The sequence below is a fragment of the Aeromonas sp. R2-4 genome (genome assembly GCF_040908365.1).
GTDB lineage: Bacteria > Pseudomonadota > Gammaproteobacteria > Enterobacterales > Aeromonadaceae > Aeromonas > Aeromonas veronii.
The window spans coordinates 17,713-38,922 of the sequence record NZ_JBFODO010000041.1 but is presented as its reverse complement, the minus strand read 5'-3'; the positions used below and the strand labels follow the sequence as shown (position 1 = coordinate 38,922).

General features: G+C 59.8%; 20 protein-coding genes. 11 read left to right on the top strand and 9 right to left on the bottom strand.

From position 1 onward, the window contains the following. Nucleotides 1–6 precede the first annotated feature (6 nt). Nucleotides 7–1,011 (bottom strand): substrate-binding domain-containing protein, encoded by a 1,005-nt coding sequence (locus AB5Z05_RS16090; RefSeq protein WP_005355925.1) that lies wholly within the window; start codon nt 1,009–1,011, stop codon nt 7–9. Nucleotides 1,012–1,445: 434 nt separating this feature from the next. Between AB5Z05_RS16090 and AB5Z05_RS16085 the strand changes: the two genes are divergently transcribed. The 7 genes from AB5Z05_RS16085 (at nt 1,446) to glpG (ending at nt 7,586) form a co-directional block, all read left to right on the top strand. Next, complete coding sequence (locus AB5Z05_RS16085; protein WP_181294885.1) at nt 1,446–2,567, top strand: branched-chain amino acid ABC transporter substrate-binding protein; 1,122 nt, start codon at nt 1,446–1,448, stop codon at nt 2,565–2,567. Between the two features lie 66 nt (nt 2,568–2,633). Further along, complete coding sequence (gene livH / locus AB5Z05_RS16080) at nt 2,634–3,560, top strand: high-affinity branched-chain amino acid ABC transporter permease LivH (protein WP_005339439.1); 927 nt, start codon at nt 2,634–2,636, stop codon at nt 3,558–3,560. Then, complete coding sequence (locus AB5Z05_RS16075) at nt 3,560–4,828, top strand: high-affinity branched-chain amino acid ABC transporter permease LivM (RefSeq protein WP_368152194.1); 1,269 nt, start codon at nt 3,560–3,562, stop codon at nt 4,826–4,828. The genes livH and AB5Z05_RS16075 overlap by 1 nt, the downstream gene beginning before the upstream one ends. Continuing rightward, entirely contained in the window at nt 4,825–5,598 is a 774-nt protein-coding gene (gene livG / locus AB5Z05_RS16070; protein WP_368152192.1) for a high-affinity branched-chain amino acid ABC transporter ATP-binding protein LivG, read from the top strand. Before AB5Z05_RS16075 ends, livG begins: the two co-directional genes overlap by 4 nt. Before the next feature lie 10 nt (nt 5,599–5,608). Further along, nucleotides 5,609–6,310: an ABC transporter ATP-binding protein gene (locus AB5Z05_RS16065; protein ID WP_368152191.1), complete on the top strand. Its 702-nt coding sequence runs from the start codon at nt 5,609–5,611 to the stop codon at nt 6,308–6,310. 122 nt (nt 6,311–6,432) lie between these two features. Continuing rightward, the gene (gene glpE, locus AB5Z05_RS16060; protein ID WP_368152190.1) at nt 6,433–6,756 is read left to right on the top strand and encodes a thiosulfate sulfurtransferase GlpE; all 324 of its coding nucleotides are present in this window, start codon (nt 6,433–6,435) and stop codon (nt 6,754–6,756) included. Then, a complete protein-coding gene (glpG, locus tag AB5Z05_RS16055) occupies nt 6,753–7,586 on the top strand; it encodes a rhomboid family intramembrane serine protease GlpG (protein ID WP_158111266.1) in 834 nt (277 codons plus the stop codon). The genes glpE and glpG overlap by 4 nt, the downstream gene beginning before the upstream one ends. A gap of 66 nt (nt 7,587–7,652) precedes the next feature. On the opposite strand, the gene AB5Z05_RS16050 is transcribed toward glpG, so the two are convergent. After that, on the bottom strand, nt 7,653–10,097 hold the full coding sequence (locus AB5Z05_RS16050) for a VolA/Pla-1 family phospholipase (RefSeq protein ID WP_368152188.1): 2,445 nt from the start codon (nt 10,095–10,097) through the stop codon (nt 7,653–7,655). Between the two features lie 300 nt (nt 10,098–10,397). Here AB5Z05_RS16050 and AB5Z05_RS16045 point away from each other — a divergent pair, with 300 nt between their 5' ends. Then, on the top strand, nt 10,398–10,655 hold the full coding sequence (locus AB5Z05_RS16045) for an accessory factor UbiK family protein (protein WP_368152187.1): 258 nt from the start codon (nt 10,398–10,400) through the stop codon (nt 10,653–10,655). A 54-nt stretch (nt 10,656–10,709) separates the two neighbouring features. Here the strand turns inward: AB5Z05_RS16045 and AB5Z05_RS16040 are convergent, their stop codons facing one another. The 6 genes from AB5Z05_RS16040 to trxA form a co-directional block, all read right to left on the bottom strand. After that, complete coding sequence (locus tag AB5Z05_RS16040; RefSeq protein ID WP_368152186.1) at nt 10,710–11,723, bottom strand: GGDEF domain-containing protein; 1,014 nt, start codon at nt 11,721–11,723, stop codon at nt 10,710–10,712. Between the two features lie 219 nt (nt 11,724–11,942). After that, nucleotides 11,943–12,641: an NAD(P)H-flavin reductase gene (gene fre / locus AB5Z05_RS16035; protein ID WP_005339423.1), complete on the bottom strand. Its 699-nt coding sequence runs from the start codon at nt 12,639–12,641 to the stop codon at nt 11,943–11,945. 146 nt (nt 12,642–12,787) lie between these two features. Further along, on the bottom strand, nt 12,788–14,257 hold the full coding sequence (gene ubiD / locus AB5Z05_RS16030; RefSeq protein ID WP_368152185.1) for a 4-hydroxy-3-polyprenylbenzoate decarboxylase: 1,470 nt from the start codon (nt 14,255–14,257) through the stop codon (nt 12,788–12,790). A gap of 33 nt (nt 14,258–14,290) precedes the next feature. Next, complete coding sequence (locus tag AB5Z05_RS16025) at nt 14,291–15,283, bottom strand: hypothetical protein (RefSeq protein WP_368152184.1); 993 nt, start codon at nt 15,281–15,283, stop codon at nt 14,291–14,293. Between the two features lie 108 nt (nt 15,284–15,391). After that, complete coding sequence (gene rho / locus AB5Z05_RS16020) at nt 15,392–16,657, bottom strand: transcription termination factor Rho (protein WP_005339417.1); 1,266 nt, start codon at nt 16,655–16,657, stop codon at nt 15,392–15,394. Between the two features lie 204 nt (nt 16,658–16,861). Then, nucleotides 16,862–17,188: a thioredoxin TrxA gene (gene trxA / locus AB5Z05_RS16015; RefSeq protein WP_005339416.1), complete on the bottom strand. Its 327-nt coding sequence runs from the start codon at nt 17,186–17,188 to the stop codon at nt 16,862–16,864. 113 nt (nt 17,189–17,301) lie between these two features. Here trxA and rhlB point away from each other — a divergent pair, with 113 nt between their 5' ends. From rhlB to AB5Z05_RS16000, 3 genes are read left to right on the top strand one after another with little or no spacing between them, the layout of a single operon-like run. Next, on the top strand, nt 17,302–18,591 hold the full coding sequence (gene rhlB / locus AB5Z05_RS16010; RefSeq protein WP_005339414.1) for an ATP-dependent RNA helicase RhlB: 1,290 nt from the start codon (nt 17,302–17,304) through the stop codon (nt 18,589–18,591). 11 nt (nt 18,592–18,602) lie between these two features. Further along, nucleotides 18,603–20,093 carry a guanosine-5'-triphosphate,3'-diphosphate diphosphatase gene (gene gppA / locus AB5Z05_RS16005; RefSeq protein ID WP_005355894.1) on the top strand — a complete coding sequence of 497 codons (1,491 nt, stop codon included), beginning with the start codon at nt 18,603–18,605 and terminating at the stop codon, nt 20,091–20,093. A gap of 30 nt (nt 20,094–20,123) precedes the next feature. Beyond that, nucleotides 20,124–20,378 carry a Rho-binding antiterminator gene (locus AB5Z05_RS16000; protein WP_108613501.1) on the top strand — a complete coding sequence of 85 codons (255 nt, stop codon included), beginning with the start codon at nt 20,124–20,126 and terminating at the stop codon, nt 20,376–20,378. Between the two features lie 70 nt (nt 20,379–20,448). Here the strand turns inward: AB5Z05_RS16000 and AB5Z05_RS15995 are convergent, their stop codons facing one another. Beyond that, a complete protein-coding gene (locus AB5Z05_RS15995; protein WP_368152205.1) occupies nt 20,449–21,201 on the bottom strand; it encodes a class I SAM-dependent methyltransferase in 753 nt (250 codons plus the stop codon). Between the last annotated feature and the right edge of the window lie 9 nt (nt 21,202–21,210).

Here is a 21,210-nt window from a genome sequence, read left to right as displayed (position 1 = left end):
TGCGGATTAACGCAATGGTTTGACCGAGCGACGGACAATCAGCTCGGGCTGTACCGTCATCGATTCCACTTCCAACTCCTTGTTGCGGATCCGGCTGACCAGATGCTTCACCGCCAGCTGGCCCAGTTCGGCCTTCGGGTGACGGATGGTGGTCAGCGGCGGGCTGGAGAAGCGCGCCATCTCCACATCGTCGTAGCCGATGATGGAGATATCGTCCGGCACCTTGACTCCCGCTTCCCAGGCAGCGCAAATCGCGCCGATCGCCATGGGGTCGTCGAAGGCAAAGACCGCGGTCGGACGAGGCTGCAGGGCCAGGATGCGCTGCATGGCATCGAAGCCGCTCTGGCTCTCGTAGTCCCCTTCAAAGACCTGTTCATCTTTAAGGGTCAGACCATGTTCGCCCAGCGCATCACGTACCCCGTCCAGTCGCTGCTGGGTGGTCGGCTTGGAGAGCTGGCCAGTGATGCAGACGATGTCGCGGTGCCCCAGCTCCAGCAGATGGCGAACGGCCATGCGGGCGCCGATGCGGGCGTTGTCGTTGATAACGTTGGCGAAATCGCACTCCGTTCCCCAATCCAGTACCACCTGCGGCACGTTCTTGTGGATGCGCAGCATGTCACGCAACGGGGTGTCGATATCGGTACCCAATACCAGCAGTCCATCCACCCGTTTTTCCATCAGCATTCTCAGGTAATGCTGTTGGCGAGGCGGCTGGTTTTCGGTGTTGCAGAGGATCAGGCTGTAGCCCTGTTCGAAGCAGTACGCTTCAACCCCTTGCACCACTTCTGCGAAGAAGGGGTTTACGCTGGTGGTCACCAGCATACCAATGGTCTTGGTCGAATTTATTTTAAGACTGCGCGCTACCGAGTTGGGCGCGTAGTTGAGTTCTGCCACCGCCTCAATCACTTTCTGGGTCGCGTCTTCGCTGACCCGCCGAGTGTGGTTGAGCACATGTGAGACGGTGGAGATGGATACGCCTGCGCGCGAGGCGACATCCTTGATAGTGGCCATCTCTGTCTCCTGACTGTCAAAGGCGGAACATTAGCAGATTTCCCGAATAAAGGCTTGGTTTTAACGAGCTCTGCCACGGAATTGTCAATGCCGGCTAATTTAGGCGCTCATTTCTGTTTGCGCAAATGGATTGTGGTCAAAATGGGAGCGCTGTCAGAGTAAAATATCGCCAGATTAATCCTCTGGCGTTTGTCAGAATCGCCTCTCGTTACCAAGATGTTAAGTCAACAAATCAAAATTAAGCTCTAATTGGCCGAAAATAACAGGTCATTTATTTCAAAATCCACCCATCCAACCCCCTCTGGTTAGTATCTTTAACAGCTTGTTATTGCCCCGTGAGGAATGATAGAACCATACCTATAGCCGGATGCACGGGATGTAGATCCGGAATGGCACACGGAAATGAAACAATCCACTGATTAAGGGACGAATCAATGCATAAGTTGAGCAAAATCACAGTTGGCACAGCGGTTTCTTTGGCTCTGTTTGGATCGATCTCCATCGCTCACGCGGCAGACACCATCAAGATCGGTATCGCAGGCCCGGTCACCGGCCCGGTCGCCCAGTACGGGGACATGCAGTTCACCGGCGGCAAGATGGCGGTCGAGCAGATCAACAAGGCTGGCGGCATCAATGGCAAACAGATCGAAGCGGTCGTCTATGACGATGCCTGCGATCCCAAGCAGGCGGTGGCCGTTGCCAACAAGGTGGTGAACGACGGCGTCAAGTTCGTGGTCGGTCACCTCTGCTCCGACAACACCCTGCCCGCCTCCGACATCTATGAAGACGAGGGGATCCTGATGGTCACCCCCGCCTCCACCAACCCCAAGATCACCGAGCGCGGTTACCAGCTGACCCTGCGCACCATCGGCCTGGATAGCGATCAGGGCCCGACTGCCGCCAAATACATCATCGAGCAGGTCAAACCCCAGCGCGTGGCCGTTATCCACGACAAGAAGCAGTATGGCGAAGGCATAGCCTCCAGCGTCAAAGCCGCGCTCGACAAGGCTGGCGTGAAAGTGGTGGCCTTTGAAGGGATCACCGCCGGTGACAAGGACTTCTCCGCCCTGATCGCCAAGCTGCAGAAAGAGAACGTCGATTTCGTCTACTACGGCGGCTATCACCCTGAGCTGGGTCTGATCCTGCGTCAGGCTGGCGAGAAGGGGCTGAAAGCCAAGTTCATGGGTCCGGAAGGGGTGGGTAACAAGGATATCTCCGCCATCGGTGGCCCGGCTTCCGAAGGCCTGCTGGTGACCCTGCCGAACAAATACGATCTGGTACCTGCCAACGCCCCGCTGGTAGCGGCGTTCAAGGCCAAGGGTCAGGACTCCTCCGGCCCGTTCGTCTGGACTACCTATGCCGCGGTGCAAACCCTGGCAGCCGGTATCGCCAAGGCGGGTGAAGATGACCCGGCTGCCGTTGCCGCCGCCATCAAGGCTGCGCCGATCGATACCGTGATGGGCCCCCTGACCTGGGCACCGAACGGTGACCTGAAAGGCTTCGAATTCGGTGTGTTCCAGTGGCACGCTGACGGTACTTCCAGCCAAGTCAAATAATCTGCCGATCGGGGGTGAGTACGCTCACCCCCTCCTCTCTTTGCGGGCAAGTACAGGGAACGCAGTATGTCCGAACACCTCCTCTATCTGGTTCAGCAACTGCTGAACGGATTAACCATAGGCAGCACCTATGCGTTGATCGCTATTGGCTACACCATGGTCTATGGCATCATCGGCATGATCAACTTCGCCCACGGCGAGGTGTACATGATCGGCTCCTATGTCGCTTTTATGGTGATGGCGGGGCTCATGATGATGGGCATCGACAGCACCTTTCTACTGCTGGGAGGCGCCTTCCTGGTCAGTATCATCATCACCGGCACCTATGGCTGGAGCATCGAGCGGGTCGCCTACCGGCCACTGCGCGGTGGCAACCGGCTGATCCCCCTCATCTCCGCCATCGGCATGTCGATCTTCCTGCAAAACATGATGCGGATGGCTCAGGGCTCACGGGATATCGCCATGCCCAGCCTGATCTCAGGTGGCTGGACCCTCGGGGGTGAGGATGGTTTTCAGGCCAGCCTCTCCTATATGCAGCTGATCATCTTCGTGGTGACTTTCATCACCATGCTGGCGCTGACCCAGTTCATCGGCCGCTCCCGCATGGGCCGCGCCTGCCGCGCCTGTTCGGAAGATATCAAGATGGCCAACCTGCTGGGCATCGACACCCACGTGGTCATCTCCATCACCTTCGTGCTGGGGGCCGCGCTGGCCGCCGTCGCCGGGGTGCTGCTCGGCATGTATTACGGCGTCATCAACCCCTACCTCGGCTTTATGGCCGGTCTGAAGGCCTTCACTGCCGCAGTGCTGGGCGGTATCGGCAGCATTCCGGGCGCCGTACTGGGCGGCCTGCTGCTCGGCGTGGTTGAAGCGCTCACCGCCGGTTATCTCAGCACCGAGTACAAAGATGTGATGGCGTTTGCCCTGCTCATTTTTGTGCTGCTCTTTATGCCCACTGGCATCCTGGGTCGTCCGGAAGTGGAGAAAGTGTGATGAAACATCAATTTATCCACGCCTGTATCGCCAGCCTGGTGCTGCTGGTGCTCTCTTTCTGGCTGCTCGGCTTCAAGCTGGAGACCGACGGCTCCAGCCTGCAGGTAGTGAGCCGCCTCGATGTGTCGCTGGCCTGGCTACTGGGGGGCGCCACCCTCGTTTTCTGGTTCCAGATGCTGCGCGGCCAGATTGCCAAGCTGTTTCAGGCCTCCATCAGCGGCTTCTCGGTCGGCTTCACCAAGCTGGTGCTGCCGAGCCCGGAAGAGGCGCCCAAGCTCTATAACCTCACCGCCGTGCTGGTGCTGCTGTTTGCGGTGAGCTGGCCCTTTATGGCCTCTCGCGGCGCCATCGATCTCGCCACCCTCACCCTGATTTACATCATGCTGGGGCTGGGGCTGAACGTGGTGGTCGGCCTCGCCGGTCTGCTCGATCTCGGCTATGTCGGCTTCTACGCGGTCGGCGCCTATAGCTATGCCCTGCTCAACACCTACTTCGGACTGAGCTTCTGGGAGTGCCTGCCCATCGCCGGGCTGATGGCCGCTACCTTCGGCTTCCTGCTCGGTTTCCCGGTGCTGCGGCTGCGGGGGGACTATCTGGCCATCGTCACCCTGGGGTTTGGCGAGATCATCCGTATCCTGCTCAACAATATGACCACCCTGACCGGCGGCCCGAACGGCATATCCGGCATTCCCAAACCGACGCTCGCTGGTTTGGAATTCAACCGCACCGTCAAGGATGGGGGCTTTGATACCTTCCACGACTTCTTCGGCATTACCTACAACGCCAACCACAAGGTGATCTTCCTCTACCTGATGGCGCTGGTGCTGGTGGTGGTGACCCTGTTCGTCATCAACCGCCTGCTGCGGATGCCACTGGGCCGCGCCTGGGAAGCGCTGCGGGAAGACGAGATCGCCTGCAAATCGCTGGGGCTCAACCCCACCATCATCAAGCTGACCGCCTTCACCATAGGCGCCACCTTTGCCGGTTTCGCAGGCAGCTTCTTTGCCTCGCGGCAGGGCTTTATCAGCCCGGAATCCTTCGTCTTTATCGAGTCGGCCATAGTGCTGGCGATTGTGGTGCTGGGTGGCATGGGCTCCCAGATCGGGGTGGTGCTGGCTGCCATCGTGATGACGGTGCTGCCGGAGCTGGCCCGCGAGTTCAACGAGTACCGCATGCTGATGTTCGGCCTCTTGATGGTGTTCATGATGATCTGGCGGCCACAAGGATTGCTGCCTATGACCCGTCCGCATCTGGAGTTGAAGAAATGAGTACACATCAGAAGTTAATGGAAGTCTCTGATTTGTCGATGCGCTTCGGGGGCCTGTTGGCCGTCAACGGGGTAAAACTGGATATCGACAAGGGCGAGGTGATCTCCATCATCGGCCCCAACGGCGCAGGCAAGACCACCATCTTCAACTGCCTGACCGGCTTCTACTGCCCGAGCGGCGGCACCATCCGCTACAAGGGTGAGGAGATCCAGGGGCAGCCCGGCCACCTCATCGCCCGCAAGGGGATTGTGCGTACCTTCCAGCACGTGCGGCTGTTCAAGGAGATGACAGCGGTGGAGAACCTGCTGGTCGCCCAGCACCAGCACCTCAACACCAGCTTTATCGCCGGTCTGTTCAAGACCCCGGCCTTCCGCCGTGCCGAGCAGGAGGGGCTGGAGCGGGCCGCCTTCTGGCTGGATAAAGTGGGCCTCAAGGATCTTGCCAACCGCGCCGCCGGTAATCTGGCCTACGGTCAGCAGCGCCGCCTCGAGATCGCCCGCTGCATGGCGACCCGTCCCGAGCTGCTGATGCTGGACGAACCGGCTGCCGGCCTCAACCCGAAGGAGACCGACGAGCTGGACGAGCTCATCATGAGCCTGCGGGACGAATTCGGGGTCTCGGTGCTGCTGATCGAACACGATATGAAGCTGGTAATGGGCATCTCCAACCGTATCTTCGTGGTCAGCCAAGGCACCCCGCTGGCCCATGGCAAGCCGGATGAGATCCGCAATAATCCGGCAGTGATCAAGGCCTATCTGGGCGAGTCGTAAGGACAAAAAGATGTTAGAACTTCGCAACGTATCGACCCACTACGGCAAAATTCAGGCACTGCACGATGTCAGCGTCGAGGTGAAAGAGGGGGAAATCGTCACCCTGATCGGCGCCAACGGCGCAGGCAAGACCACCCTGCTGATGACCCTCTGCGGCGAACCCAAGCCCAGCAGCGGCTCCATCTGGTTTGAGGGGGAACAGATCAGCTCCCTCACCACCGCCCGCATCATGCGCAAAGATATCGCCGTAGTGCCGGAGGGGCGCCGCATCTTCGCCCGCCTGACTGTGGAGGAGAACCTGCTGATGGGCGCCTTCTTCATCGACAAGGCCGAGCAGCATGGCCTGCTGGATCAGGTGTTTACCCTGTTCCCGCGCCTGCACGAGCGCCTGCAACAACGGGCGGGCACCATGTCCGGCGGCGAGCAGCAGATGCTGGCCATCGGCCGCGCCCTGATGAGCAAACCACGCCTGCTGCTGCTGGATGAACCCTCGCTGGGGCTGGCCCCCATCGTCATCCAGCAGATCTTCGACACCATCGAACAGTTGCGGCAGAAGGGGATGACCATCTTTCTGGTGGAGCAGAACGCCAACCAGGCGCTCAAGCTGGCCGACCGCGGCTATGTGCTGGAGAACGGCCACGTGGTGCTGCAAGACACGGGCGCCGCCCTGCTGGCCAACCCGGCAGTGCGGCAGGCCTATCTGGGCGGTTAACCCACTGACCCACATGCCATATCAACAAGGGAGCCGCAGGCTCCCTTATCTTTTGTGGGGTTAGTTTGCGCCCAAGCTTGCGGTACACTGGCCCGTAATCAACCTATTCGCAGGACATCCCGATGGACCAGTTTGCCCATATCAATGCCCATGATGCCCACCAGAAACTGAGCGCGGGTGAAGCCCGTCTGGTGGATATTCGCGACCCGCAATCCTTTGAAGCGGCCCACGCGGTCGGCGCCTTCCACCTCACCAACGGCACCCTGGTGCGCTTTATGAACGAAGTGGATTTCGATACCCCTGTCATCGTGATGTGCTATCACGGCAACAGCAGCCAGGGGGCGGCCCAATACCTGCTGCAACAGGGTTATGACGAGGTCTACAGTCTGGATGGCGGCTTCGAGGCGTGGCGCCGGGAGTTTCCCATCGAGGCATGCGAGGCATGATCCAGCTGCTGGTGCTCGACAACGCCCGCATGGCGCAGGCGCTGGTGGACTATCTGGCGACCCTGGGCATCTCCTGCGAGCTGACCCAGTCCGAGCTAGGGGTCACCATCTGGCTGGCGGACGAGCAACGCCTCGCGCAGGCCCAGCTGGAGGTGAAGCGCTTTCTGGCCGAGCCTGGCCACCCGCGCTATATGGAAGCCTCCTGGCAATCTGGTAGCGCCGATGCCCGCATCGACTACAGCAAGGGGATGACGGATCCCATCACCGATTTCCTTCATCAGGCGGGGCCACTGACGCTGGTGGTCATCATCGCCTGTCTCGCCATCTACGGGATCGAGGCCATCGGCCTGCCCATCTACGATGAACTGGCATTCCACCCGACGCTTGCCCAGTTCACCGACTGGCAGGCGTGGCGCTATTTCACCCCCGCCCTGATCCACTTCTCCGTGCTCCATCTGGTGTTCAACTTGCTGTGGTGGTGGTATCTCGGCGGCCAGATCGAACAGCGCCTCGGCAGCGGCAAGTTGCTGATCCTGCTGCTGGTGGGCGCCGCCCTGCCCAATATCGCCGAGTTTTTTGCCAGCGGCCCGCTGTTTGGCGGCCTCTCCGGCGTGGTCTATGCCCTGCTCGGCTACTGCTGGCTGCGCAGCAAGCTGCAACCCGCCTGTGGCCTCACTCTGCCACCGGCGCTGATGGGCTTTATGCTGTTCTGGATGGTGCTCGGCTTCTTCGACATGCTCGGCACCAGCACCGCCAATATCGCCCACCTGACCGGCCTGCTGGTCGGCCTGCTGCAAGGCTGGCTGGATCGCAACCACCAGCCGACCTGATTTTTCAGCAGCCGCAGAAACGAGAACGCCGCCCCGAAGGGCGGCGTTTTTTTACGCTATAGGCAGTTACTGCTTGATCAGGGTGTCGTCAGTTACCTTGACCGCCGCACCGCCACTCATAAAGAAGCTGGCGAACTGGGTCTGGATCTCGGTGGTGACCGCACCAGCCTGATCGAAGTTCTCGTCAGGAGCCAGCAGCGAGCTATGGCCCCCTTTCAGGAAGCGCGCAGCATGGTGACCCGCCGGGAGCACGCCGGAACCCTTCAGCTCTTGCAAACCCAGCACCCGGAACAGCGGCTCGGTGCCACCCAGCGGCGCAGAGGCGATGCTGTTGGGGATCACCTGATCCGGCAAGCTGAGCGCACCATCGCCAACAATTTCGGTGGCGAACAGCGGGAAGCTCTTGGCGACGCCACTGCCCAGATTGATCGGGTCCGCAGAGTCCAGCACTGACTGGGCGGCAAAGGTATAGCTCTGCAAGGTGCTCGCTGCACCCGCCTGCGTGGCCGCATCCAGACTGGGCAGGAACTCGTTGACGAAGCAAGTGGCGGCAGCCGTTTTGCAATTCGGTGCATAGGCGGTAAAACCCGCTTTCAGCGCCGGACTGCCCGAGGTAAGCACGCTCATCTTGATGGTCGGCCCGAAGCTCGGCGAGTTGAGCAACAACGGCGCGATGCCGCCACCCGGCATCGCCAGACCACCGGTATCGAACTTGAACAGGGCATCAGCCTGAGCACTGCCGGTGGTCTGGTTGGCGACAGCCAGCAGATTGGCCCCGGTAATGGCACCGAGTGAGTGACCGAGGAAGTGAACTTTCAGACCGGCACCACCCAATTGGCCACCCAATCCCTGGGTGTTGGCCAGACCGACAGCCAGTCGCAGCCCCAGCAGATCCGCCACGCTCTGTTTCAGGTTGTCCCGCGCCACCGTCAGATAGTTGAGGTTCAGATAGGGGAGCGGGTTCTCCGATGTTGTCACCGTCGCCATGCTGTTGCTCAGGGCATAACCACGCTCGCCGTGCAGCGGATGATCGATCACTACCACAGCGACATTTTTGGCTGTTGGTGTGACTTGCAGACCAGCACCAATCTGGCCCAGCGCCAGCGCATAGGCGTTCTCCTTGATGGAGGTAACCCCGTGTTGATAGATGATCACATCGGTAATGGTATTGAGCGGTGCAGCGGCGAAGATCCGCAGCGGTACCGATTGTACTTCGCTCAGGGTCGGCAACGGGTTGAAACGGCCGATATTGCGCTCGGCATCCAGCGGCTTGCCACCGGAGGTGAGGGTCACCCCGATCAGCTTGCTTGCCTCGGTCAGCAGTTCACTCTGACGGCTCGGGTCGGCGATTAGCTCACCCAGCAATGCCGGGTCCACGCCCGCCCCGACCAGTCCACCGATCACCTCGGTATCGCCCGCTTTCAGCGCGTTGGCGATGGCATAGAGGCTGGGAATGGCGCCGTGCCAGGATTGGGTCTTGGCCTTGTCCCAAGAACCAGCCAGCGCGGGTGTAGAGAGGAAGTAAGGGAGCTTGACGGTGCCGGTATACACCTTGGTCACCGCTGCAACTCCGTTTAGGGTGGCATTAGCCGCCACAGCGGCAGCAATCGCATCACGATCTTTCTGCGGCAAGAATGGCTCATTCGCCAGCTGGGTCAGAAAATCCACCCCGCCATTAAGACCGTTGATGGTATAGGTTGCAGGCAGGCTGGTGTTGCCCTTGGCATCCTGTTTCCACAGCGCCGCGGCGTCCAGGCTCGGGCTCTTCAGCACGGAAGCGGCGGCACTCTTCACCGCCAGCAGCACATCGGCACCAGATTGGGTGGCAAACCAGTCGGAGAAGATCACCCGATCGCTGGTTATCCCGGTGGCCGCTTTGAACAGACCTTCCTGCAGCGAGATCAGGCCATTGATGGTCTGCTCCTGAGTGGTTGCGCCAGCTGTCGATTTGAAGCTGCTGTAATCGCCGCCCGCCTTGAGCGGTGTGCCGCGACTGTCCTTGAGGGCATCGGTCGCCACGATCATGTAGTAAGAAGAGGGATTGAGCGGCTTGAGCGGAACCAGATTGAGCTTGCCGTCCCCACCGGTGACCACAAAGTCGGTCCCATAAACCAGTGGCTTGCCGCCCTTAACTCCGTTGGGTTGCAGAGTGACTGGATCCAGCGTGAGCTCGAGCAGGTAGAGGGGCGCAACGGCAGAGGCATACTCGCTGGCCGCCGGTGCCGGCACAGAGACACCGGTCACGGTCGCTGGTACCAGCTGGACAGGTTGAGTGGTTGACCAGCCATCCAGGGTGGAGAGGGCAGATACCGGGTTCGACAGATCAGCAGTTTCTGTCGAAAACTTCAGGGTACCGTCGCTGGCTCGGGGGGCCAGCACGCTCGGGCGCACCCCGTTGGCGCCACTCAGGACGTAGTCGAGGGAGCTGGTGGTGTCTCCCTTGTTGTCATCTCCACCACATCCGGCCAGCAGGGCGCTGACAACAGCTGCATAAATTAGCTTCTTCTTCATTTTTTATTCTCTTTTTATAAGGTTGTTATCCATCACAAGCCAACGGGGTCATCACGACCTCGACTGCAAAACGTTAACATAAAACCAACACCAAATAAGACTCATGCCGGACAGTTCTGGCTCAGCTTTGTGGTGTATGTCATGGTTTCAGGTTAACAAAGGGGCGCAAGGGTAGCAGTTGTAGCCCCATCACCAGACCCGACCAGCCAGCGGGCACCATCACGACTAAAAAGCCGCCGCGATCTCGGCAAAGTGAGGGAATTGTCGGTAGAATGTCCGCCAACGCTTAAGGAGGACATCATGATCGACCCGAAGAAACTGGAAGAGATCGCCAAGCAGGTGCACAACTCCCTGCCGCCCGGCATTCGCAGCATGGGTGAAGAGGCCGAGAAGAAGATGCGTCAGGTACTGCAAGCCCAGCTGGGCAAGCTGGATCTGGTCAGCCGCGAAGAGTTCGACGTACAGACCAAGGTGCTGCTGCGTACCCGTGAAAAACTGGCCACCCTCGAAAGCAAGCTGGCTCAGCTCGAGCAGCAGCTCGGCGCCAAAGGCGAATAACGAAAACCCCAGCTCGGCTGGGGTTTTTGCTTTGTATTGAACCTGTAAAAACCATCACACCTGAAGCAGATACCAGGCTCGCTTGCCGCGGGCCTTGGCCTCATACATGGCACGGTCGGCCACCTCCAATGCCTGCCGGAAGCTCAATGGCTCCTTCTCCCACAGGGCGATGCCGATACTCAGCCCCACCCGTTGTGGGCAACCGGGTTTGGGCACATAGCCGTGCATCCGGCTGATCAGGGCGTCAGCCAGTTGCGCCAGGCCATGGCTCGACACATCTCGGTGCAGATGCACCACAAACTCGTCGCCGCCGTAACGGCCACATAGCGCCGAGCCAGGCATAATAAGGCGCAGCCAGTCCGCCATCTGCTGCAACACCAGATCGCCGCAGGCGTGCCCCAGCTGGTCGTTGATCCCCTTGAAATCATCCAGATCGATAAAGAGCAGCGCCCCCGCTCCTTGCGGCTGCAGCTGGGCGAACGCCTTGCCAAACCCCTGCCGGTTGAGCAAGCCGGTCAGCGCGTCGCTGTTGGCACGCTCCGCCAGTCGCTGCTCATAAGCCTTGCGCTGGGTGATATCGATATGGGAGCCCATGATCCGCAGCGGCTTGCCATCGCCATCCCGATCGACGACCCGGCCCCGATCCCACAGCCAGGTGACCTCGCCTTGCGGATTGATGGTGCGATATTCGGCTTCATAGAAGGGGGTTTTACCCTCAAGGTGGGCAAAGTAGCTGCCCATGGCATGGGCGCGATCGTCGGGATGGAGCTTGGCGCTCCACTGATCGAAATGAGGGGCCATATCACCGGCCTGAAAGTTCTGCAGATTGAAGACCCGCAGCTCGCCAGTGGGAATAGTGCCCTGCCAGAGACAGATGCCGGTGCCATCGAGGGCGGCATTGAGCTTCTCCTGCAACAGGCCATTTTCATGCTGCAAAGCGGCGATCTCTGCCTGCAAACGGGCCATTTCACCGCCATGAGGGGACGGGCTCAGCGTTGCGACCCGCTCGACAGAGCCGGTCTCTCCCCTGTCATCCTCCGCAGATGCCCTGCCCTCTTCACTCAACACGGCGCCTCCTTGTGCTTGCTCTATGGATGCTCTTGTCAATCCCCCACAAAGATGCCATCAGCTAGGCTCGATTAGTAGCCACTCATAGCCAAAATATTGAAAAATAATGGGATAACGCCGCGATAATCCGCTCATTCGGGATGATCCGGTACTGCGGCAGCCCTAAAAACAAAAGCCCCCGGCAAAACCGGGGGCTGCGTCATCCAGACGGGGATCCCGTCAGATAAATTCGTAGGCGTCACCGAAGATGCGCTCAGGCTCGGCGCCGAGGATCTTGAACTCCTCCCGCGCGGCCCCCGCCATCTCGAAACGGCCGGCGACATAGATGTCGTAGTCGTGGAGACTGACGAAGTCATCCATGATCGCCTTGTGCACCAGCCCGCTCTTGCCGGTCCAGTCAGCCTCCGGCTCCTGCACCACCGGAATGAAGGTGAGCGGCGCATAGTCACGCTCCCACTGCTGCATCTGCTCCAACTCATAGAGCCAGTGAGCCTGACGCACACCCCAGTAGAAGAACACCGGACGCTTGCTGCCCGTGTCGATCAGGTACTCCAGAATGGAGCGGGCGTAAGAGAAACCGGTGCCGCCCGCCATCAGGATCAGCGGACGGGGGGATTCATCGCGCAGGAACGCCTTGCCAGCCGGCAATTCGACCTCGATCTCCCCCTGCTCGCGCATGCGGGCCAGCACCTGACCGGCGTAGGCGTTCTCGGGAGTAGCACCGATTTGCAGCTCCAGCACGCCCGGGCGGGTCGGCGAGTTGGCGATGGAGAAGGGGCGCTTGTCCGAATCGCTCATCACCACCAGCAGATACTGGCCCGGCTTGAAGCTGATCGCTTGCTGCGGCGTCAGGGCCACATGCCAGATGGTGTCGACATATTCGCGCAGTTCCTCTACGCGGCATTTGATACGTTGCATTCTTGTCCTTGTGGCGGGCTCGCTCGGCCCGCTTCGCTCATTGTTTCACTATGGAGTGACGACCAGCAGCCCTGGCCCCGTCAGTCGAGAATACTCAAATCAGTGCGGATCGCATCACTTTTTGCAGCAAAGCTGTCATGTTTGCCTCATCCGAGGATATTGAGCTCATCCCAGATGGCATCGACCTTCTGCTTCACCGCCTCATCCTGCACTATGGGCTGACCCCACTCCCGATTGGTCTCGCCCAGCCACTTGTTGGTGGCATCCAGCCCCATCTTGGAGCCGAGGCCGGAGACCGGCGAGGCGAAGTCCAGATAGTCGATCGGGGTGTGCTCGATCAAGGTGGTGTCCCGTGCCGGGTCCATCCGGGTGGTGATGGCCCAGATCACATCCTTCCAGTCGCGGGCGTTGACATCATCGTCACACACCACCACGAACTTGGTGTACATGAACTGGCGCAGGAAGGACCAGACCCCCAGCATCACCCGCTTGGCGTGGCCCGGGTAACGCTTCTTGATGGTCACCACCGCCATCCGGTAGGAGCACCCCTCCGGCGGCAGATAGAAGTCCACAATCTCGGGGAACTGCTTCTGCAGCAGCGGCACGAACACCTCGTTCAGCGCCAGACCCAGCACCGCAGGTTCATCGGGCGGACGGCCGGTGTAGGTGCTGTGATAGATGGCATCGCGCCGCTTGGTGATATGGGTGATGGTGAAGACCGGGAACTCGTCCACCTCGTTGTAGTAACCGGTGTGATCGCCATAGGGCCCTTCCGGCGCCATCTCGCCCGGCGCAAGATAGCCTTCCAGCACAATCTCGGCGCTGGCGGGCACCTCCAAATCGCAGCTGATGGCCTTGATCACCTCGGTACGGCTGCCGCGCAGCAGACCGGCAAAGGCATATTCGGAGAGAGTATCCGGCACCGGCGTCACCGCGCCGAGAATGGTCGCCGGATCGGCACCGAGCGCCACCACCACCGGGAATCGCTCACCGGGATGGGCCTCCTGCCACTCGCGAAAATCGATGGCACCGCCACGGTGATCCAGCCAGCGCATGATCAGCTTGTTTTTGGCGATCTTCTGCTGGCGATAGATGCCGAGGTTCTGCCGCTTCTTGTAGGGGCCGCGGGTGATGGTGAGGCCCCAGGTGACCAGCGGCGCCACATCGCCGGGCCAGCAGTGCTGGATCGGGATCTGGTCGAGATCGACCGCATCGCCCTCCTGTACCACCTGCTGGCAGGGGGCAGAAGAGAGGCGCTTGGTCGGCATGTTGAGCACCTGCTTGAAGATCGGCAGCTTCTCCATCAGCTCCTTGAATCCCTTGGGCGGCTCGGGCTCCTTGAGATAGGAGAGCCAGACCCCGACCTGACGCAGGGCGCCCACATCGGGCTGCCCCATGCCCATGGCAACCCGATCCGGGGTACCGAACAGGTTGGTCAGCACCGGCATGGTGTAGCCTTTGGGATTTTCGAACAGCAGAGCCGGGCCACCCGCACGCAGGGTGCGGTCGCTGATCTCGGTCATCTCCAGATAGGGATCTATCTCGCGGGTAATGCGCTTGAGTTGTCCGTTTTGTTCCAGCTGCGCGATGAAATCACGCAAATCCTTGTATTTCATGCAAGTTCCCAACCGGGTTCAGGAGGTCACGCATTATAACCCTGGCTGCCCATCGGGTGTACCCGAATCGGACAGCAGACTCGGTGCAATGGGTGGCATGTCACGCTGGCCAAGGCGCCTGGCCAGCGCAGAGAGCAGCTGGGGCTCGTCCACCTCCATCAACAGACCGGCCACCAGCGCTCCGTATTGGCGGTTGGAGAGTTCCGCCAGCAGGTATTTCTGGGCTTGCGGTGGCAAGGGCGAGAGCGCGCTCAGCTGACGCAGGGCGGCCCCCTTCAACCCTTCGTTGCCACTGGCGGCAATCAGCAGATCGCTGGCAGCGCTGCCGTGATGGAAGCGGTTGATGGTAGAGAGTGCACGCAGCGCATCCTGATCTGCCGGCCGCCGCCACAACATGCTATAGAGCGCAGGTTCCCCGGTGCGCTGCAACAGATGGAACAACAGATGATTGTCCGGCAGATAGATATTCTGGCTGGCCAGCACTTGCGCCTCCCGCATCCAGATCGGTTGCGGCAAGGTATCGAGGGCCAGCAACAGGGCTTGCTGCTGCATGGCGAGATCTGGGTTACTGCTGTAGTAGATGGACTTTAGCTGGAAGCTGCCCTGGGCAAGCTGCTGCCGATAGCGCTGCATCAGTGATTGCAGCTGCCACTCCCCCAGCAACTGACGGGCCTGCGCGGCAAAATCATAGACTGGTTGCTGCACCAGAAAACCGTCGACCTGCTGCTCCATGAGCCACTCGGGGGCCTTGTCGGCCTGAGCCTCGACCCACTGTTGCAACGCAGGGGAGGCAGGGGTGGTAGCGGGAATATCCCGCAGCAGCTGCAACAGCAGGAACTCCCGCCGCTCGCGGCTCAGGGTCGCCAGCAGAGAGTCGATGGCTGCAAATTGCCCCTCCTGCAGACGGCCCGCCAGATAGCGCTGGTGCGTCTGCAACGTCTCGGCTGTCACCGCGACCGGAGCACTCTGCGCACAGACTGGCATTGCACTCAGCAACCCCAGCAATAACCAGAAAACAGGCTTCATGACGTCTCCATCCATGTGACATCGGGATCTCATACTACTAGGGCGACCGGAAAACAGATAAACAAAAACCGCGACCATGGCCGCGGTTTCGTCATTTTCTGACCGGACTTACTTCTGCTGGCGCCGCATGGCGTCGAAGAACTCGTCGTTGGTCTTGGTCATCGCCAGCTTGTCGATGAGGAATTCGATACCGTCGATCTCGCCCATCGGGTGGACAATCTTGCGCAGGATCCACATCTTCTGCAGCTCGTCACCGGAGGTGAGCAGCTCTTCTTTACGGGTGCCTGAGCGGGTGATGTCGATAGCCGGGTAGACACGCTTCTCGGCAATCTTGCGCGAGAGGTGCAGTTCCATGTTGCCGGTACCCTTGAACTCTTCGTAGATAACCTCGTCCATTTTGGAACCGGTATCGATCAGCGCGGTGGCGATGATGGTCAGGCTGCCGCCCTCCTCAACATTACGCGCGGCGCCGAAGAAGCGCTTCGGACGGTGCAGGGCGTTGGCGTCCACACCACCGGTCAGTACCTTGCCGGATGACGGGATAACGGTGTTGTAGGCGCGAGCAAGACGGGTGATGGAGTCCAGCAGGATCACCACATCTTTCTTGTGCTCGACCAGGCGTTTGGCCTTCTCGATCACCATCTCGGCAACCTGAACGTGACGGGAAGCAGGTTCGTCAAAGGTGGAAGCGATCACTTCACCTTTCACCATCCGCTGCATCTCGGTCACTTCTTCCGGACGCTCATCGATCAGCAGAACGATCAGTTCACAGTCCGGGTGGTTGTAGGCGATGCTCTGGGCGATGTTCTGCAGCAGCATGGTCTTACCGGCCTTGGGCGGCGCCACGATCAGGCCACGCTGACCTTTACCGATGGGGGAAGCCAGGTCCAGTACACGGGCGGTGATATCTTCGGTAGAGCCATTACCCCGTTCCATACGCAGACGTTCGTTGGCATGCAGGGGGGTAAGGTTTTCAAACAGGATCTTGTTGCGGGAGTTTTCCGGACGGTCGTAGTTGACCTCATTGACCTTGAGCAGTGCGAAGTAGCGTTCGCCCTCTTTCGGTGGCCGGATCTTGCCGGAGATGGTATCGCCGGTACGCAGGTTGAAGCGGCGGATCTGGCTCGGGGAGACGTAGATATCGTCAGGGCCTGCCAGATAGGAGCCGTCTGCACTGCGCAGGAAGCCGAAACCATCGGTCAGGATTTCCAGCACACCGTCGCCAAAGATATCTTCACCACCCTTGGCGTGCGCCTTGAGGATTGCAAAAATAATATCTTTCTTGTGCGCCCGAGCCAGATTTTCCAACCCCATGGATTCGCCAAGCTTGACCAGCTCGGACACAGGAGTGTTCTTTAATTCAGTCAGATTCATAGTGGTGAAAGTCTGTAAGCAAGGATTGAAATGAGGAGACAGTCTGCTGGATTGATGCTGATCGGATTTGATTGCCAGGCTGTGGTTAGCAAAGAGTCAGGCAAAAAGGTTAGCAAACGAGCGATAAACTAGCACCAATCGGGATGAGCGTCTAGGTGATAAAACACAAGGAGCGCATTATTGCAATGCGCTCCTCTTTAATTATTACAGGTTGCCGTCCAGGAACTCTTTCAGCTGAGTCTTGGACAGTGCACCGACCTTGGTCGCTGCCACTTCGCCATTCTTGAACAGCAAGAGGGTCGGGATACCACGAATGCCGTACTTGGGCGGAGTATCAGAGTTATGGTCGATGTTCAGTTTGGCTACGGTCACGCGACCTTCGTACTCTTGGGCAACTTCTTCCAGGATCGGGGCAATCATCTTGCACGGACCACACCACTCGGCCCAGAAGTCGACCAGAACGGCGCCATCGGCTTTGATTACATCTGCCTCGAAGCTGGCATCGCTCAGCTGAACAATCTTGTCACTCATCTCCAACTCCAGTCAGTAATTAAGGCTTTATTGACATATCAACAAAGGCAATAGTTGCCCTATTTGAAATGATCCTGTTTATTATTGCAAGCCTAACCTGATAACCTACCGCCATGAGCAAAACACACTTAACGACCGACAAATTCGCCCAAATGGGCCTCGAACCCGAAGTTCTGGCTGGTCTGGAATCAAAGGGATTTCACTATTGCACGCCCATCCAGGCACTGTCTCTGCCACTGCTGGTAGAAGGTCATGACCTCGCCGGTCAGGCCCAGACAGGAACCGGCAAGACCATTGCCTTCCTGGCCGCGACATTCAACTATTTGCTGACTCACCCGCTGACCAAGCCCCGTCTGGTTAACCAACCCAGAGCCATCATCATGGCACCCACCCGGGAACTGGCAGTACAGATCTATAACGATGCCGACAGCATCGCTGCTTCTACCGGCCTGAAACTCGGCCTCGCCTACGGTGGCGAAGGTTACGACAAGCAGCTGGCCGTGCTGGAGCAGGGCGTCGACATCCTGATCGGCACTACTGGCCGCATCATCGACTACTTCAAGTCCAAGGTGATCGATCTGAGCAATATTCAGGTCGTGGTACTGGACGAAGCGGATCGCATGTTCGATCTGGGCTTCATCAAGGACATCCGCTTCCTGTTCCGCCGCATGCCGCCCGCGACCGAGCGTCTGAGCATGCTGTTCTCAGCCACCCTCTCCCTGCGCGTGCAGGAGCTGGCCTACGAACACATGAACCATCCGGAACATGTGCAGGTAGAGCCGGAGCAGATGACCGGCGTGCGGATCAAGGAGGAGCTGTTTTACCCCTCCAATGAAGACAAGATGTTGCTGCTGCTCTCCCTGATGGAAGAGGAGTGGCCGGAAAAAGCGATCGTCTTCGCCAACACCAAGCATGTCTGTGAAGACGTCCATGCCTGGCTGGAGAATGACGGCCACCGCGTTGGTCTGCTGACCGGTGACGTGCCACAGAAGAAGCGGATGAAGATCCTCGAGGATTTCACCAAGGGTGCGCTCGATATTCTGGTCGCCACCGACGTGGCCGCCCGTGGTCTACACATCCCTGACGTGACCCACGTCTTCAACTATGACCTGCCCGACGACGCCGAAGACTATGTACACCGCATCGGTCGTACCGGTCGTGCCGGCAAGAGCGGTCACTCCATCAGCCTGGCCTGTGAAGACTATGCCTTCAACCTGCCGGCCATCGAGGAGTACATCCACCACGCCATTCCGGTCAGCAAATATGATCGCGAAGCGCTGCTGGATGATGTGACCCCGCCGAAACGGGTGTTCCGCAACCGTCAGCCAGTGAACCGCAACATGCGGGATCGTCAGGGCGGTGGCAACAGCAACAACCGTCGTCGTCCGCCGCGCAAGAGCTAAGGACAGGCCCGTTGCACAACTCGCCTCTCTATGCCGCTATCGACCTCGGCTCCAACAGCTTTCATATGCTGGTGGTGCGCGAGGTCGCCGGTGCCCTGCGCACCGTCGCCAAGGTCAAGCGCAAGGTTCGCCTCGCAGCCGGGCTCGATCCGGAATTTCGTCTCAGCCGTGCCGCCATGGAGCGGGGCTGGGACTGTTTGCGTCTCTTCTCCGAACAGTTGCAGGACATTCCGGCAGACAACATCCGGGTGGTGGGTACCGCCACCCTGCGGTTGGCTACCAACGTCGATGAGTTCCTCAGCGAAGCGGAACGGGTACTCAACCACAGCATCGAGATCATCTCGGGCGAGGAAGAGGCCAAGACCATCTATGAAGGGGTCTCCTGGACCTCTGCCGGGGAAGGCAACCGGCTGGTGATCGACATCGGCGGTGCCAGCACCGAACTGGTGATCGGCGAACATAGCGAAGCAAAACTGCTCAACAGCCTGCACATGGGCTGCGTCACCTGGCTCAACAATCACTTTGGTGATGGCGAGCTCTCTGAAGCCCGTTTCGAGCAGGCGATTGCTGCCGCCAAGGCGGTGCTGGAGAAGGTGGCGGAAGATTACCGCGCCCTCGGCTGGCGCACCTGCGTTGGCGCCTCCGGCACGGTACAGGCGCTGCAAGAGATCATGCTGGCGCAAGGGAAGAGCGAGCGGGTCACCCTGCCGAAACTGCAGGAGCTGATGGGTCAGGCCATCGCCTGCGGCAAGCTCGACCGGCTGCAACTGGAAGGGCTGGCGGCCGAGCGGCTGACCGTGTTCCCCTCCGGCCTCGCCATCCTGATTGCCATCTTCGAAACCCTCGATATCGAGAGCATGACCCTCGCGGGTGGCGCCCTGCGTGAAGGACTGATCTACGGTCTGCTTGGCAACAATCACGACTGTGATGCCCGGGATCGCACCGCCGACAGCCTGATCAGCCGCTATCAGCTGGATAAAGAGCACGCCGAACGGGTGCGTGATACCGCCGTCGAGGCGTTCAACCAGCTGCAACCGGCCTGGCGACTCTCCAAACGCTACGGTCGCCCGATCTTGCGTTATGCCGCCCTGCTGCACGAGATCGGCCTCTGTATCGAATACAAGAAGGCGCCGCAACACGCCGCCTACATCATCGACAACATAGACATGCCGGGCTTTACCCCTGCGCAAAAGAAGCTGTTGTCGGCCCTGCTGTTCAACCAGCGGGACGAATTCAAGCTGGAACCGCTGGAGAAACAGGGTGCAGTCACCGGTCGTCAGGCGATCCGGCTGGCCCGTATCCTGCGCATCGCGCTGATCCTCTGCATGCGCCGTACCCAGGGCACAGTGCCCAGCTTCACCCTGCAGGCAGAAGAGGAGTCACTGACCCTGACCCTGCCCAAGGGCTGGATGGATGAACACTACCTGCGCGCCAGCGAGCTGCGCTTTGAAGTGGAACGCCAGCAGAAGATGGGCTGGCCGACCCGCGTACAGGAAGCCTGACTCAGCAACCTGCCTGTTTTGGAGCCGATCATGCCGGATTATCAACCCATCAGCTGCGATCTCTACGACTGGCTCGAAATTGCTGCCAGCTGGCAACTGCCGGTGACCCTCACCAGCCGCGATGGTCGCCAGCGGGATGACAAGATCCGCACCATCGAAGCCAGCGAAGGAGTCGAGTATCTGCTGCTGCACAGTGGCGAGCGGCTCAGTCTGGCAGAACTGGCGACCCTGCGCCTGAACTGGCAAGGGGAAGAGAAGCTGATCCGCTTCGCGCCAACCAACTGAATCCAATACGAAAAAGGAGGGCCAACATGACGTTGGCCCTCCTTTTTGCATCTGCGCCTCACACCGGCCGTTAACTCGCCGCCAGCGCCGCCATCACATAGACATCGAAGCGGTTGCTCTTGGTCTCAATGGCCATGCTGGGCTTCTGTTCGTTGAGCCAGCTGGCGTAGTCCGGCCGCTTCACCACCACCCGCTTGTTCGCCATCTTGAGGGCAGCCGGCAACAAGGCATCCGCATCGAGATCCGGCCCCACCAGCGACTGGAATACCCGCATCTCTTTTTTCACCAGCGCCGACTTCTGCTTGTGGGGGAACATGGGGTCGAGATAGATCACCTCTGGCCGCTCCGGCAGCGCCAGCAAGTTGTCCACCGCCGGGCCTTGCAGCAGGTGCATCCGCTCGCTGACCCAGGGGCCAATCTCGGGATCCTGTGCCGCCCGCGCCAGCCCGTCCTGCAACAGAGCGGCCACCACAGGGCTGCGTTCGATGAGGGTCACCTTGCAACCGAGGGAGGCGAGCACGAAGGCATCGCGTCCCAGCCCGGCGGTGGCATCCACCACGGTCGGAGTGGCACCGGCCTTGAGCCCCACCGCCTTGGCGATGGACTGGCCGCGACCACCGCCAAATTTGCGGCGATGTGCCACCGCCCCTTCCACGAAGTCCACATAGACAGCACCCAGCTTGGGCTCATCCAGCTTGCGCAGCTCCAGTCTCTCTTCAGTCAGTACCAGCGCAAACGGAGCCGGAAACTCCACGTCGGCAAGGCGTAAACGCAGGGCGTCGAGCTCGCCATCACGGGCGGGGACTTCACTGAAAACCTGAATATGGGGCAT